Here is a 13,419-nt window from a genome sequence, read left to right as displayed (position 1 = left end):
TTGCGTCACTCGTCACCAGTGACGTACGAATCTTTCAGTTTTAACGCAGCGCTGACAACATTCCCGCCGCCACTTTGCTAGGTTGTCAGCAAATTCACCGACTTAACGATGCGTCATGAAAAAAATCCTCTCGATGTCTATGTTTTTTGCTTCAATCCTGTCTTTCAATGCATTTGCTGCGCCGGAATTGATTGCCAAATCCACCCTCGATTTTGGTGATTTTGAGAAGACCGCCAATATCGAGATCCAAGGAAACATTCAAGAAGATGTGCTGCGTTTAGCAGAGCGTGGCGTTCAAGATCAAGACGCAGACTATTTCGTGATTGAACACATTAACGAAGACACACAAGAAGAAGTGTTAGTCGTCTCGGTGAGCCTGTACCGTGAACATGCCACCGACAACCAACAAATGGTTGAAGACCGCCTCGGCTAGCAGATTATCCAAACACAGGCGAGTAGCTGCTGGCCTGTGTTTTCCCACCTGACGTCCGTGCACGCCATTTGCTACACTTGCCGCTCTTAATAAAACTAAAACGAGCAATGTCGTGATTGGAACCTTAGATAAAATGCGCACAGAAGCCGGCGCAGAGGTACAGTACTTTCTGCGTGTCGGTAACGAAGAGCTGCATCTCAACCCTCTCCTTGGACAAACCCTAACCCTGACCCACACTGGCAATATCTTTTGCGATGCGTGTGGACGAAAAACAAAAAAGAGTTACTCGCAAGGCCATTGTTATCCGTGCATGAAAAAGCTCGCCCGCTGCGACATGTGTATTATGAAACCTGAAACCTGCCACTATGCACAAGGGACGTGTCGCGAGCCAGAATGGGGAGAGCAGTTCTGCATGACAGACCACATCGTCTATCTGGCCAACACGTCTGGGTTAAAAGTCGGAATTACTCGCGCTAACCAAATGCCAACTCGCTGGCACGATCAAGGCGCCACGCAGGCTCTTCCGCTGTTTCGGGTAAAAACACGCCATATTTCTGGGCTGGTTGAAGTCGCCATTGCACAACATGTCGCGGATAAAACCAATTGGCGCGCGATCTTAAAAGGCGACAATGGTCAGCTCGATCTCCACGCCGAAGCGACGCGACTTACTCAAGCGATTGAATCGGAACTCGCGGATATTCGCCTACAGTTCGGTAGCGATGCGGTTCAGCCCGCCGAGCTGGATGCATTGAGCTTTAGTTACCCTGTCACTAAGCACCCTACCAAGATCAGTTCGCATAATTTTGATAAACACCCTGAAGTCAGTGGTGTGTTACAAGGGATCAAAGGTCAGTATCTGATCTTTGATACGGGCGTGATCAATGTGCGCAAGTTTACCAGCTACGAGGTCAGCGCGTCGCACAGTTAATCACGCGTCCAATCCGCGACACTGTGCAAGTGATGATTAACGCTTGCACAGTGTGCCTTTCTCACGACCTCCAGAGGAAGATGCCGTTCATTTCAGTCAGATTATTGCGGTTGAATACCGGTAATATCTGAGATCAACGCAATATGTTGGGCACTTAACGGCAGTGACCAACGAACATCGCCAGCATCAGCCACCAACACATTGGCATCCGCAATCATCTGTAACGAATCAGATTGAACCTGCATACTCAATTTCATTGCGGGCAATTTGATCACCACTTCATGCGCGGTCACGATTAGCTTACCGTGTTCGATATCGATCACCATCTCCCTCAATCCTCCAACGATTTATCGGCGCGCTTATCGGTGAGTACCGCCATCGTAAGTCGGCTTACACACACGTCTCGACCTCGCTCATCGTGAATAGTGATATTCCACACCTGGGTGGTTGCCCCAAGATGTACAGGACTTGCCACGCCAGTCACTGTCCCTTCTCGCATCGCACGCAAGTGATTGGCATTGATATCTAACCCAACACAATACTTACCTTCGGGCACACACATGTTTGCCGCCAACGACCCCAGCGTTTCTGCGAGCACCACAGACGCGCCACCATGCAACATGCCTAAAGGTTGATGGGTATGGGGAGCCACAGGCATGGTCCCAGTGAGGCTCGATTCATCAAATGCCGTATACTCTATGCCCAAGTGAGCAACCAGGGTATTGCTCGAAGAAGCGTTCAAAGCCTCCAATGACATCGCTTTTTTCCAAATGCTCACACTTTGCCTCTATTTTTCATCGTCGCTGTGGATGTTTGTCATACTGTTGGGTGGGGATCAAGCTACATGTCATGACAGCCCGATATTGAAAACGGCGCCCAGTCGATTACTATACGTTAGTTTTTTCAGTAGCTTGCCATCATCAACGAGTATAACCATAAAGGGAGCCCTCATGCTACGCATCGCAAAAACCGTGTTCTTGTCAGCAAGCCTCACGATATTGCTCTCAGCATGCGCACACTCTCCCACCGGGCGCAATCAACTATTACTGTTTTCCGGTGACCAAATGGCCAATCTTGGTCAACGCTCTTTCGAAGAGATGAAACAGTCTCAGCCAATTAGTTCCGACCAAGCCATCAATGCCTATGTACAATGTGTCACCGATGCTATTTTGGCCGTCGTGCCCCCACAGGCGGATTTCTCCGAATGGGAAGTAGTGGTGTTTGACAGCGAGCAGGTCAATGCCTTTGCGTTACCGGGGGGTAAAGTGGGCGTATACACGGGTTTACTCAATGTGGCAGACACTCCGGATCAACTCGCGGCAGTCATCGGGCATGAAATCGGACATGTGCTAGCCGATCACAGCAACGAACGCCTATCTCGCTCTCAACTTGCCACGCTGGGACTCACCATCACAGGTATGTCAATGTCTGACAGCCCATACGCTGCGATGGCAATGGCCGGTTTAGGGCTTGGCGTGCAAGTGGGGATATTACTGCCCTACAATCGCGCGCAGGAGTCTGAATCTGACAAAATTGGCCTACAGCTCATGCATCAAGCTGGCTTTGATCCGAGTGCGAGTGTCGCCTTATGGAAAAATATGGCCGCGGCTTCAGAGGGTGCGCCACCAGAGTTACTCTCGACCCACCCATCGCCTGACACTCGTATTCAAGCGCTAGAAAAAGGCGTAAAGGCGCTTCCTCAGGTGCCTCATCGTTTGACACCACGCTGTCAAAAGCCCAGCCAGCCTCATTAGTGTAAACATTTGATTAACATCGTGAAGAGCGTCACATACTGCCCTAAATCACGCTGATGCAAAGGATCTCAGCGAGATTAGGTTACAGGTGTCACACAATAAATTAACTTATATGTTACGCTTAAGTTTTAGGCCATACGCAGCGAACACCACTTGTGATGAAGCAGTTGTTGATGTTTCTGTTAAGCGTCTTGCTTGTGCCGGTAGCCTTTGCCACGCCACAGAGCCAAGTCGACCTATTCGATCAGATGTTTGAAAAGAATACGCTGGCGATGATGCTGATCGTGCCAGACAGTGGTGAAATTGTGGCTGCCAACCCCGCCGCGAGTCGATTTTATGGCTATTCAATCGCAGAACTAACCCAAATGGGTATCAATGATATCAACGATTTACCACCAGAGGCGGTTGCTGAAGAGCGCAAACTCGCCAAACTTGAAAACCGAAATTATTTTGTTTTTCGTCATCGCACGGCCGACGGCTCGTCCCGCACCGTAGAAGTCTCATCGGTGCCTGTCGACTATCAGGGTTCGACATTACTGTTCTCAATTATTACTGATATTAGCGATCTTCGCGCCACGCAAGAGTCTCTTTGGCACTATCAAAACCGGCTCGAACAAATGGTCGCGACACAAACCGAGCAAATCGAAAAGCAAAAGGATCACCAACTCGTCATTACGTCACTGATCATCTTTCTTTTGGGTGCAGGGCTCGCGGTCATGTGGTTAGTGCTAAGCAAATCCAGACGGACGGAATACGAGCTAAAACTCGAACGGCGACGTCTCGATGAAATTATTCGCGGCACTCATGTGGGTACGTGGGAATGGCATATTCCCTCTGGGGAGCTGGTGATCAATGAGCGTTGGGCCGAAATCTTGGGTTACCAGAAAGAGGAGCTTACCCCAGCTTCTTTTGAAACCTGGAAGAAACTCTGTCATAGCGACGATTTCAGCCGCGCATCCAAAGAGATAGAAGCGGCGTTCAGTGACAATAATCCCTTTTATGAGTGTGAATTCCGCATGCTACATAAAGATGGGTTCTGGGTATGGATTTTGGCGAAGGGCAAGATTATGGAGTGGGACCGGAACCACCAACCGCTGCGGATGGCCGGCACCCATCAAGACATCAATGAGACCAAACGCTTATATCTTCAATTCGAGCATATGGCGCATACTGACACCTTAACAGGTGCTTTAAATCGTGTTGCGTTTAAACAACGTGCCGATGTCGTCATGGCTCAAGCACGTCAGCAAAGCGCTCACTTTGCGCTTTTGTTTATCGACCTTGATGGCTTTAAGAAAATAAACGATACCTATGGTCATGATGCGGGAGACTGTGTACTCATTGAAACCACCAAACGAATGGGCCATAGCATCCGTAATTCCGACACACTAGCACGACTCGGCGGGGATGAATTTGCGGTGATTCTCGAGTACACCAGTCAGCCTGACGATGCTGCGCGCGTGGCAAGCAAAATTATTGCCAGCCTTGATAAACCATTTGACGTGGGAGACGGACAACAGGCGCGACTCTCTGCCAGTATAGGTATCGCTTGCTACCCTGAACATGGCGAGTCTGTCGAACAACTACTCAATTGCTCTGACGCCGCGATGTATTACGCTAAAAAGTCGCTATCTGGCGGCACCTACGCTTTTTGTGAGCCGGAACATCTATCATCGGCACCCCGCGACGATCAAAACTAAGCAAGGTTATGACGATGCAGTTCGAGTCGGTGCAGTGGCTCGGGGCGTTTGACTTGCTAACGCTTCATTGGTCACATCTTGAATCGAAATAAACATATGATTCACCTCACCGCGTGTATTGGCCATGGGGTGCATAGTGACGTTTTGATACATAAAGGGAAGCTGCCCGGTAATCGGACGCACGTGACGGCAACGAAACAAGTAAGGGCGCTGCTGCCAGACAATAAAGCTGCGGCAGCGTAACTCAAACACCGGCTGTGATTTGGCGCGAAACCAAGGCTCGTTGATTTCCGGAAACACCTCGAATAAGGTGCGATTTTGCACATCCTTAGCGTGTTTGCCGCTGTGGTGAACCATAAAGCCGTTCCACATCTGAATTTGGAAATCTTTGTCTAATACAATCAAGCCCATATCGATGTGTTGCACCATATCGAGCATCCAATGGAATTGATCAAAATCTTCTGTCATGCCTTACTCCTCATCCATCAGATAAGCCAACTTCGCATCCAATAAAGGTAGCGATTCATCCAGTAATAACAGCAATAGATCGCACTTAATCTCGGTGCCATCAATCTGGTAGCTCACTTCAATGGTCACCGTACGTTTCCAAGAGCCTTTCATCGCGGCTATCAAATGGTCCGCTTCGACATGTTGTCCCATTAATGCCGGATAGCTTTGCGAAAACTCGAGCGCAGCTTGCTCACCAAGCCCTCGCAAAAAGGCACTAATCAAGATATTGCTGATGTCGACCAACAGCTCAAGTTCATTATCGAGCGAGCCATCATCGGGATAATCCAACAAGTCAATCATGTCACTGATACTGGAATCGCTGATCAGCATTAATGCTTCACCGGCAATCCCTTCGCCACTAAAACCTTGGCATACGCCGTTCATGGTATCTGACTGTGCCAAGTGGCGAATCGTCATGGTCAATTCAGTGACCTCAAACACGTTAACCTGCGGCAGAGGCATGTGAACAAAGACACCACAATGACGCGCGAGTTTATCTGCCGCCTGCCCCATGGCGATGTTGACCACTTCCATATATATATCGCGCCGGCTCAATTTCTCCTTCGGTGCATGGGAGCGCTCGGTTTCCGAGGCGGTTGCGGTGGGAAGATAGGCCTTAATTAGAGCCTCAACGCGCTCGCGGCTAATAGGTTTTTTAACAAAGTCTTTCGCTCCCCGTTCAAGCACTTGCTGCTGAGCGAGCGGCTGAATATCACCAGACACCACCACGACGGGGACTGTCATCCCAGCGGCTTGCATCGCTTCAAGGGTTTGATAACCATCCAATTCCGGCATGGTTAAATCAAGGAACATAATATCGATCGACTGACTGTTTAAAACATCTAAAGCCACCTTGCCATTCTCGGCAAAGTGCACCTCAGCATCTAAATCTTTGGGTAAGGTTCGCGCGAGCTGCTTCCGCGCCAGTGCGGAATCATCAGTGATCAGAATTTGTGTGGTCAAAAGCCTCTCCTTGTCGACTTCTTAACTGAGAGTGTGGCTGGGTCAACACAGTAAGCATAAACCAAGATGAACAGGGATGAGGGCAAACCAGTCAAAATACTGTCTTTATCGGTCACCGGTTTGAGTTTCAGCCAAGTCACAGAGTGCTTGAAGACGATCCGCGCGACTGATCAAATGAGGGTGTTGTAAGTACAAATGATGTAGGCAGACCAAGCATAGCTGAACACAATCGTTCACCTTTTCACTGATCGTTTCTGGGTCTTCAAAAAACTCGCCCGTCAGCAACGCCTGCCAATCCTCTGCGAGTGCACTAATCATAGAAATATCTAACGGCGCATTCACAAGATGGCGCGCCGCAGGTTCAATGCGCTCCATGTCATCACTGGCAGCAAAAATGTTTCGCAACGCAATAATCGCATCCACCAGCGCCCCTTGCGTGTTGGGACGTTTTGCCGCGGCATATAAGCGGGACATGGCTAAACGAATGCCGCTCGAATCCGTATCATCGACCAACATGCTCCATCGCTCGATGTCCACCAAATCGAGTTCACCTATCGCGATAGGATCGCTGGTTTCGGCCACTGAGCCAAAATCTTGCCGTCGGTTGTCCAGCGAAAAAGGATCAATGCGCCAGACCCACTCGGGTGCGACAAAGGGTTTGTATTCTGTGAGGTAGCAAAGCGCCATACACAAAGTGATGTTGAGCTCCGTAGTTTGCTGATCGGTATTGGCATCCATCGCTTCATCTGGCCAATCGTCATCTTCGAGGAAGTCACCAAAGTTGATCGCAAACGCATAGCCCGACTCCAACATAAAACCGTTATTGCGTCGCTTGGCCATTAACCCCGGCGCTTGAAGTACGTATTCAGCAATGCTTGGCGTATAACGGCGAATGCTTCCCCATTTGGTATCCAATTCCGCTAAGTTGGTGAGTACCGCATTACGAAATCCAACAAACATCGGAATATGCGCCACTTCGCCATCGGCAAGACTTCGGGCGATATCCAACATTTCTTGTACAGTGCTGACAAAGCGATCCGCAGAGACTATCCCGCGAATCCGCATCAAGTCATAACTGTTGATTAAAATCGATACCGGCAAGCTCGCCAAACTCACTACACCACGATGCCCGGTCGCATCTTTGTAGTCACCGAACGTTTGCTGAGGATCATTACCTATGGCGTCAAACAAGCGCTCGAGGGACGGATCGGCCAAAATACGCTTTTGCACAATCTTACTGATTGGAAACTGTTCGATAGCAGCCGTTAAGTAACCTGCCCCACGATAGAAAAGATGAGGACGGTGGCCCGCTTTGATCAAAAAGAGTGGATAGAGCTCACCGGCAAGCTGACAAAAAGCACTGATAAGCGGATCAACGCTATTAACACGCGTTGCCAACTCTCCACCTTGTTGTGCGCGCCACACATTGAAAATATGACGACCATTTTGCATCACATGGGGCAAACGATAGAAGAAAGATTGCTCGCTCTCCCCCTGCTCCACCGCAGACACACGTAGCTGTCGACACAACTCGACATATTGGTTGAGTGTGTCGCGCTGTGTGCGGCTTAGCCCCAATTTTTGCATCAAGATCAGTCGGCCTTCCGCCTCTGTGACATTGAGAATGTAGCTCACCACCCGGTGACCCATGGTTTTCACAAAGTGCGGAATAGCCGGATAGGACATCATGCTTATCCGCCTATTTTTAATCGAAAAATCAATCCAGTGTTTATCACCGTTATCGGCAGAAAACGGCACCCCTTCACCGTGACTATCGTTAACATCGTACTCGTCACATCGTCTCGTGAAAGCTAAGTATAGCTATCTCAACAAGTAACGGACGAATGACAAAAACAGAAACAATTTTGTGACGACTCAATGCGGGGAATGCTTGACCAAGCTGTAGCACGCATCTATTCTAGCGTACAAGTGTACGCTTAAATAAAGATAACGAGTTATGGATACCAAGGCTTCAACCTCTCCCCCTCAGAAACCACGCTTAATCTGGTTAAACATTAGCGTGTTTACCCTCACTTTTTTGATTGCCGCAATTGGTACGCCATTGTGGGCATGGCATCATGGTTTTGATTGGATGCAGATCACTGCGCTGATTGTCGCATTCAGCTTTTGTGGCCTATCGATCACCGCCGGTTATCACCGGTTGTGGGCCCACAAAACCTATCAAGCCCATCCAGCTTTGCGCTTTATCTTCGCTATTGGTGGGGCATTTGCGCTGCAAAACAGCGCGCTTCATTGGTCATCAGATCACCGCATTCACCACCGCCATGTCGATGACAACGATGTTGACCCGTACTCGGCCAAACGCGGCTTTTGGTTCTCACACCTTGGTTGGATGCTGCGCGAATACCATCCCAACCGTTACGGCGATTACAGCAACTGCCGCGATCTACAAAAAGATAAGATCGTGATGTGGCAACACAAGCACTACCTTGCGCTGACACTGGCCACCAACTTTGGCTTCCCTATCGCGTTTGGTTTGCTCCATGGCGATCTTTGGGGCGCGATTTTACTGGTCGGCTTTACTCGATTGGTGCTAAGCCACCACACCACCTTTTTCATTAACTCACTGGCGCATGTGTGGGGCAGCCAGCCTTATACCGATAAAAATACCGCGCGGGATAATGGCGTGCTTGCCTTAATGACCTTTGGCGAGGGCTACCACAATTTTCACCATATTTTTGAGAACGACTACCGCAACGGCATTCGCTGGTGGCAGTTTGATCCCACTAAATGGCTGATCAAAACCGCATCTTGGCTGGGCCTAGCGGAAAAGCTGCGCGTGACCCCCGAAGAGAAGATTGAAAAAGCGCGTGCGACCATGCAATTGCAGCGCGTCACACAGCAGCTCAGTGACAAACCACACGCATCGCATCGTCTGCAAATTCTGCAACAAGAGTATGATGCCTTGGTCGCCAAAATGGCGGACTACTATACGCTGAAAAAACAGCTGTTAGCACTCGAGCGTGACAAGCTGCGCGAAAAAGTCGAAAACGCCGAGCTAACCCAGCAATACAAAGATTTAAAGGTGCGTTTTCAGCAACAAAAACGTAGCTGGCAGGTGCTCACCGCCAAATACGCCAGCTAGCCGCGACGAACAAGCGACACACGACAAACCGGCCACTTGGGCCGGTTTTTTATCGGATAAGAAGGCGCCGCTGGCAAGATCTGTGTATGCCAGTTAGTTAGACGGGGTAAGGAAAGAAAGCAGGATCGACTCTAGCTCATCCCAAGGTAAGGCGTCGGTATCGATCACTTCGATGCGCGACTCGGCCTGTTCAATCGACATAGGCGTCACAGTAACCACCTGATTGGCGACATTAAACGCGTAAAACCCCTCGTCTGTATTGACCACCGCTTTAATCCGTTGGGCGTTGATGTTGCTTAATAGCCCATATAAAGCATCAAAGGGAAAGCAACAATGCGCGGCGAACAACCAGCCGCAGCTGACATAACCCTGCCCTTGGTTTTCTTTGCGGGTATAGGTATCGTCCGGGCCCAGAGCGAGTGTGGTCATCGGCTCGGCATCGTTGTGATGGTGATGATAATGCGCTTGACGGGCATGACGCGGTAACGCAAGCCACGCGGTCTCGAGCGCCCCCTGCTCAACGCCGGTTACCAAGCTTTTCTCGCCATCAAACGCGGCGACATAATTATGAAAGGTGGCGATTTGCGCCTCGCTACACTGATCAAGCTTGTTGGCCACCACCACATCCGCGAGCGCGATTTGATCATGAAAGTTTTGATTTTCACGATAGCGCACATCATCAATACAACGCGGATCCACCAAAGTAATGGTCGCGCCCAGCGACAAGGTGGCATCGAAAGGCGGCTGAGTCAGCTTACCAATAATGTCTTTAGGATGACCGAGTCCGGTCGGCTCAATCAAAATCCGATCCGGCTGCTCGGCGAGTAAGGTATTTAGCCCCACTGTCATGGGTAAGCCAGCCACACAACACATGCATCCGCCCGGCACTTCCTTTACCAACGCACCTTGTTCAGAGAGGATAGCGCCATCAACGCCCACCTCACCAAACTCGTTCACCAAGATAGCCCAACGCTCATGATCGGGTTTATTCGCTAATAAATGACGAATCGCCGTGGTTTTCCCCACGCCAAGAAATCCAGTGATAATGTTGGCTGCGATCTGACTCATGTTTCTATCCGCTCCTTACTTGTATCGGCGTAGTGTAACGGATTGCGCCACACTCGTCGCCTTTTGGTCACACGCATGGAAAGTGTCCATGTGCAGGTCAGTGAATGGCACAAAAAATGATGAAATATCATGCACTCACTGCAAGTGGTGATCATTACCAATAAAAGCTTGGTAGAATGAAAGGTTCGCTAACACACTTCTTAGGAGGAAGTATGCTGAATCCATCAACGGCAAAGTCGGTGATTGACCATGCCCTGTTTTTAGGCGCGGATTTCGCCGAACTCTTTGTCGAACGCCATCACTCAGGCAACGTAGAGCTGTTGTCTGGTGAGGTGGATAAAGTGAGCTCAGGGATTGATTTTGGTATTGGTATCCGGTTGTTTTTCGGCCATAAAGTGCTTTATGGCTACACCAACAGCCGCGATGAAGAACAATTGAAAAAAGTCACCAGCTTGCTGTGCGCGCGTGACAAACGCGATCAAATTGCCACCGCGGGACCGCTCAATTTATCCCATTTAAATGACAAGCACCCGGTGTCTGAACCGTTATCGTCGGATCAACATGTCGCCGATAAGGTGGCGTTCTTACGTCAAGTGGATGCTCGCATTCGTGCCGAGAGCGATAAAATCGCCCAAATTATTGGTCGTGTCGGCCAACGTGAGCAACAGGTCGAAATTTTTAACTCTCATGGCCTGCATGTCACAGATACCCGCCACTACACCCGTATTGCCGCCACGGCGGTCGCCACTAACGGCGAGGAGCAATCAACGGGCTTTGATGCCCCCGGCGCGCTCACAGGCTGGGAGTTCCATCAGGATATCGATCCGGTTGAGCTTGGCGAGCGTGTCGCACGACAAGCGCTGGTTAAACTCGGTGCCCAAGCCTGCCCATCGGGCGAAATGCCGGTGGTGATTGGCAACGGCTTTGGTGGAGTGATTTTCCATGAAGCCTGTGGCCACTTGTTAGAAACCACCTCGGTTGCGAAGCAAGCTTCCGTCTTCCATGACCAAATGGGCGCAATGATTGCAAGCCCTGTGGTAAGCGCGGTGGACGATGGTACCTTGGCGAATGCATGGGGCTCAATCAATATCGATGATGAAGGCATGGAAACCCAACATACCCAGTTGATCAAAGACGGTAAGCTCACCTCCTTTATGGTCGATCACATGGGGAGCCTGAAAACCGGTTATGCGCGCACCGGCTCTGGCCGACGTGAGTCTTATAAATTCGCACCGACCTCGCGGATGCGAAACACCTTTATTGAGCCCGGTAACGACAGCTTAGACGCCATGATTGGCTCCATAGAGCGTGGCATCTACGCAAAGAAGATGGGGGGCGGCTCAGTACAACCCGGCACCGGCGAGTTTAACTTTGCGGTCCAAGAAGCTTACTTGGTCGAAGACGGTAAGATCACCGTGCCACTCAAGTCTGCCACCTTAATCAGTACGGGGCCTAAGGTGCTTAAAGAAATCAGCATGGTCGGCAAAGATCTTGCCCTTGCCGCCGGTATGTGTGGCTCGGTGAGCGGCTCAGTCCCCACCACCGTGGGCCAACCTGCATTGAAAGTCGATAACATCCTAGTAGGAGGCGGTAACGCATGAGTGAGCAAACCATTAAAGCAACCCTAAGCGATGCCGTCGATCAGGTCCTCAGCTTGGTGAAACAGCAGGGTGCGCAAGCAGACGTGATTGCCAACGCCAGCGAAAGCTTGTCACTCAAAGCCGACCAAGGCGATCTCTCCGAGCACAAAGTCACCGCCGGTCAAGTGATCGGCGTGCGGGTGGTCAAAGGGGATCAAGTCGCCACCAGCTATTCAGAATCACTCGATAGCGACAGCCTTGCCAGCATGGTGAACGCCGCACTCACCAACGCAAGCTTTACCAAGGCCGATCCGGATCAGCAAATTCGCGCTGAAGGGCAGCAAATTGATCAGCAAGATCCTAGCTTACTGCAAGCAGATAACACCCCGATTGAAGACAAGATCGCGTTGGCGCTGGCCCTTGAGCAAGAGGTGGTCAGCCAACCCCGCGCAACGGGTGCGCCCTATAATGGTTACAGTGAGCAAACCCAATATCAGTTGCTTGCCAATACCTTAGGCACACGCTGCTATCACAGCGAACGTAGCTTTAGTTGCTACACCGCAGCACTGCTCAATCACGACGGTAAGCAAGCGATGCACCTCGGCGCGTCAGTGTCACGCCGCTTTGCTGATCTAGATCTCGCCCATGCGACCCAACTGGCCTACCAAACCGCTGACGCCTTGCTTGAGGGTGGCCCAGTGAAAACCGGTTCGTATCCGGTGATTTTTGAGCATGATTGTCTCAGCGAATTGCTGGGCGCCTTCGGCAGCTGCTTCTCCGGTGATGCTGCCAAGCGCGGAACCAACCCGTGGCGTGAAAAAGTCGGCAAGCCCGTTGCAGATAGTGCGCTTACCATCACCGATGTAGCAAGGCTTGATGGCGGGATGCGTATTAAAGCGTTTGATAGCGAGGGCTTTGCCACCGCCGACACGCCTTTGATTGAAAACGGCGTCTTAGTCGGCTTTTTACACAACAGCGCCACGGCGCAGCATTTTGGTGTTCCCCATACGGCTAACGCGGGCCGCAGCCCCAAAGGCGGTTTGGATGTCACTTCTCGTCATGATGTGATTGCCGCAGGTAAGCACAGTGATGCGGACGTGCATGCCGGTGAATACCTTGAGTTGGTATCACTGCAAGGGGTGCATTCAGGCGCGAATGCCATCAGTGGCGACTTCTCTTTCGGTGCAAGTGGGTTTGTTTGCCGAGATGGCAAACGCGTTCGTCCGGTTCGCGGGATAACGGTGGCTGGTAACTTCTATACCATGCTCAATGAGATAGAGGCAATCGGCAATACCGTGTTACCCAACTATGATGGCGCCTTCTTTGCGCCACGCATTCGCTTCGCCCGCCTATCCATCGCCGGCGAATAATGGCGCA

The 13,419-nt window shown here is 50.7% G+C and carries 13 protein-coding genes; 7 read left to right on the top strand and 6 right to left on the bottom strand.

All coding sequences use genetic code 11. The annotated features are described in order from the left end of the window. The first annotated feature begins 115 nt into the window (after window positions 1–115). Together N7E60_RS15780 and N7E60_RS15775 are read left to right on the top strand one after the other, a co-directional pair. Window positions 116–433 carry a hypothetical protein gene (locus N7E60_RS15780; RefSeq protein WP_269598621.1) on the top strand — a complete coding sequence of 106 codons (318 nt, stop codon included), beginning with the start codon at window positions 116–118 and terminating at the stop codon, window positions 431–433. 133 nt (window positions 434–566) lie between these two features. After that, on the top strand, window positions 567–1,361 hold the full coding sequence (locus tag N7E60_RS15775) for a DUF2797 domain-containing protein (RefSeq protein ID WP_269599023.1): 795 nt from the start codon (window positions 567–569) through the stop codon (window positions 1,359–1,361). 101 nt (window positions 1,362–1,462) lie between these two features. On the opposite strand, the gene N7E60_RS15770 is transcribed toward N7E60_RS15775, so the two are convergent. Together N7E60_RS15770 and N7E60_RS15765 are read right to left on the bottom strand one after the other, a co-directional pair. Next, window positions 1,463–1,687, bottom strand: coding sequence for a DUF3389 family protein (locus tag N7E60_RS15770; RefSeq protein WP_077662452.1), 225 nt, complete (start codon window positions 1,685–1,687; stop codon window positions 1,463–1,465). Window positions 1,688–1,692: 5 nt separating this feature from the next. Further along, window positions 1,693–2,139: a hotdog fold thioesterase gene (locus N7E60_RS15765; RefSeq protein WP_069586919.1), complete on the bottom strand. Its 447-nt coding sequence runs from the start codon at window positions 2,137–2,139 to the stop codon at window positions 1,693–1,695. A gap of 172 nt (window positions 2,140–2,311) precedes the next feature. Here N7E60_RS15765 and N7E60_RS15760 point away from each other — a divergent pair, with 172 nt between their 5' ends. Beyond that, window positions 2,312–3,115, top strand: coding sequence for a M48 family metallopeptidase (locus N7E60_RS15760; RefSeq protein ID WP_269598620.1), 804 nt, complete (start codon window positions 2,312–2,314; stop codon window positions 3,113–3,115). 173 nt (window positions 3,116–3,288) lie between these two features. Continuing rightward, a complete protein-coding gene (locus N7E60_RS15755; protein ID WP_269598619.1) occupies window positions 3,289–4,815 on the top strand; it encodes a sensor domain-containing diguanylate cyclase in 1,527 nt (508 codons plus the stop codon). A gap of 6 nt (window positions 4,816–4,821) precedes the next feature. Here N7E60_RS15755 and N7E60_RS15750 read toward each other — a convergent pair whose 3' ends face one another. The 3 genes from N7E60_RS15750 to N7E60_RS15740 all read right to left on the bottom strand — a co-directional run bounded on the left by N7E60_RS15750 (window position 4,822) and on the right by N7E60_RS15740 (window position 7,977). After that, complete coding sequence (locus tag N7E60_RS15750) at window positions 4,822–5,283, bottom strand: PAS domain-containing protein (protein ID WP_069586922.1); 462 nt, start codon at window positions 5,281–5,283, stop codon at window positions 4,822–4,824. Window positions 5,284–5,286: 3 nt separating this feature from the next. Beyond that, window positions 5,287–6,288 carry a response regulator gene (locus tag N7E60_RS15745; RefSeq protein WP_069586923.1) on the bottom strand — a complete coding sequence of 334 codons (1,002 nt, stop codon included), beginning with the start codon at window positions 6,286–6,288 and terminating at the stop codon, window positions 5,287–5,289. 105 nt (window positions 6,289–6,393) lie between these two features. Next, complete coding sequence (locus tag N7E60_RS15740; protein WP_269598618.1) at window positions 6,394–7,977, bottom strand: hypothetical protein; 1,584 nt, start codon at window positions 7,975–7,977, stop codon at window positions 6,394–6,396. Window positions 7,978–8,245: 268 nt separating this feature from the next. Between N7E60_RS15740 and N7E60_RS15735 the strand changes: the two genes are divergently transcribed. Continuing rightward, complete coding sequence (locus N7E60_RS15735) at window positions 8,246–9,394, top strand: acyl-CoA desaturase (RefSeq protein WP_069586925.1); 1,149 nt, start codon at window positions 8,246–8,248, stop codon at window positions 9,392–9,394. Between the two features lie 93 nt (window positions 9,395–9,487). Here N7E60_RS15735 and N7E60_RS15730 read toward each other — a convergent pair whose 3' ends face one another. Beyond that, on the bottom strand, window positions 9,488–10,462 hold the full coding sequence (locus N7E60_RS15730) for a CobW family GTP-binding protein (protein WP_269598617.1): 975 nt from the start codon (window positions 10,460–10,462) through the stop codon (window positions 9,488–9,490). 212 nt (window positions 10,463–10,674) lie between these two features. On the opposite strand from N7E60_RS15730, the gene N7E60_RS15725 reads away from it, so the two are divergent. Both N7E60_RS15725 and N7E60_RS15720 read left to right on the top strand, forming a co-directional pair. Next, a complete protein-coding gene (locus tag N7E60_RS15725) occupies window positions 10,675–12,063 on the top strand; it encodes a TldD/PmbA family protein (RefSeq protein WP_269598616.1) in 1,389 nt (462 codons plus the stop codon). After that, window positions 12,060–13,412, top strand: a complete 1,353-nt coding sequence (locus tag N7E60_RS15720; RefSeq protein ID WP_269598615.1) for a TldD/PmbA family protein — start codon at window positions 12,060–12,062, stop codon at window positions 13,410–13,412. The genes N7E60_RS15725 and N7E60_RS15720 overlap by 4 nt, the downstream gene beginning before the upstream one ends. Window positions 13,413–13,419: the final 7 nt, after the last annotated feature.

The organism is Salinivibrio proteolyticus (genome assembly GCF_027286365.1).
Classification (GTDB): Bacteria; Pseudomonadota; Gammaproteobacteria; order Enterobacterales; family Vibrionaceae; genus Salinivibrio; species Salinivibrio proteolyticus.
The sequence above is the reverse complement of the archived record's forward strand: the minus strand, read 5'-3'. Positions and strand labels throughout refer to the sequence as shown.

Bases quoted from the DNA above. Each gene is read 5' to 3' on its own strand.
- N7E60_RS15780 (WP_269598621.1), top strand. From the start codon at position 116: ATGAAAAAAATCCTCTCGATGTCTATGTTTTTTGCTTCAATCCTGTCT.
- N7E60_RS15775 (WP_269599023.1), top strand. From the start codon at position 567: ATGCGCACAGAAGCCGGCGCAGAGGTACAGTACTTTCTGCGTGTCGGT.
- N7E60_RS15770 (WP_077662452.1), bottom strand. From the start codon at position 1,687: ATGGTGATCGATATCGAACACGGTAAGCTAATCGTGACCGCGCATGAA.
- N7E60_RS15760 (WP_269598620.1), top strand. From the start codon at position 2,312: ATGCTACGCATCGCAAAAACCGTGTTCTTGTCAGCAAGCCTCACGATA.
- N7E60_RS15755 (WP_269598619.1), top strand. From the start codon at position 3,289: ATGTTTCTGTTAAGCGTCTTGCTTGTGCCGGTAGCCTTTGCCACGCCA.
- N7E60_RS15750 (WP_069586922.1), bottom strand. From the start codon at position 5,283: ATGACAGAAGATTTTGATCAATTCCATTGGATGCTCGATATGGTGCAA.
- N7E60_RS15740 (WP_269598618.1), bottom strand. From the start codon at position 7,977: ATGATGTCCTATCCGGCTATTCCGCACTTTGTGAAAACCATGGGTCAC.
- N7E60_RS15735 (WP_069586925.1), top strand. From the start codon at position 8,246: ATGGATACCAAGGCTTCAACCTCTCCCCCTCAGAAACCACGCTTAATC.
- N7E60_RS15730 (WP_269598617.1), bottom strand. From the start codon at position 10,462: ATGAGTCAGATCGCAGCCAACATTATCACTGGATTTCTTGGCGTGGGG.
- N7E60_RS15725 (WP_269598616.1), top strand. From the start codon at position 10,675: ATGCTGAATCCATCAACGGCAAAGTCGGTGATTGACCATGCCCTGTTT.
- N7E60_RS15720 (WP_269598615.1), top strand. From the start codon at position 12,060: ATGAGTGAGCAAACCATTAAAGCAACCCTAAGCGATGCCGTCGATCAG.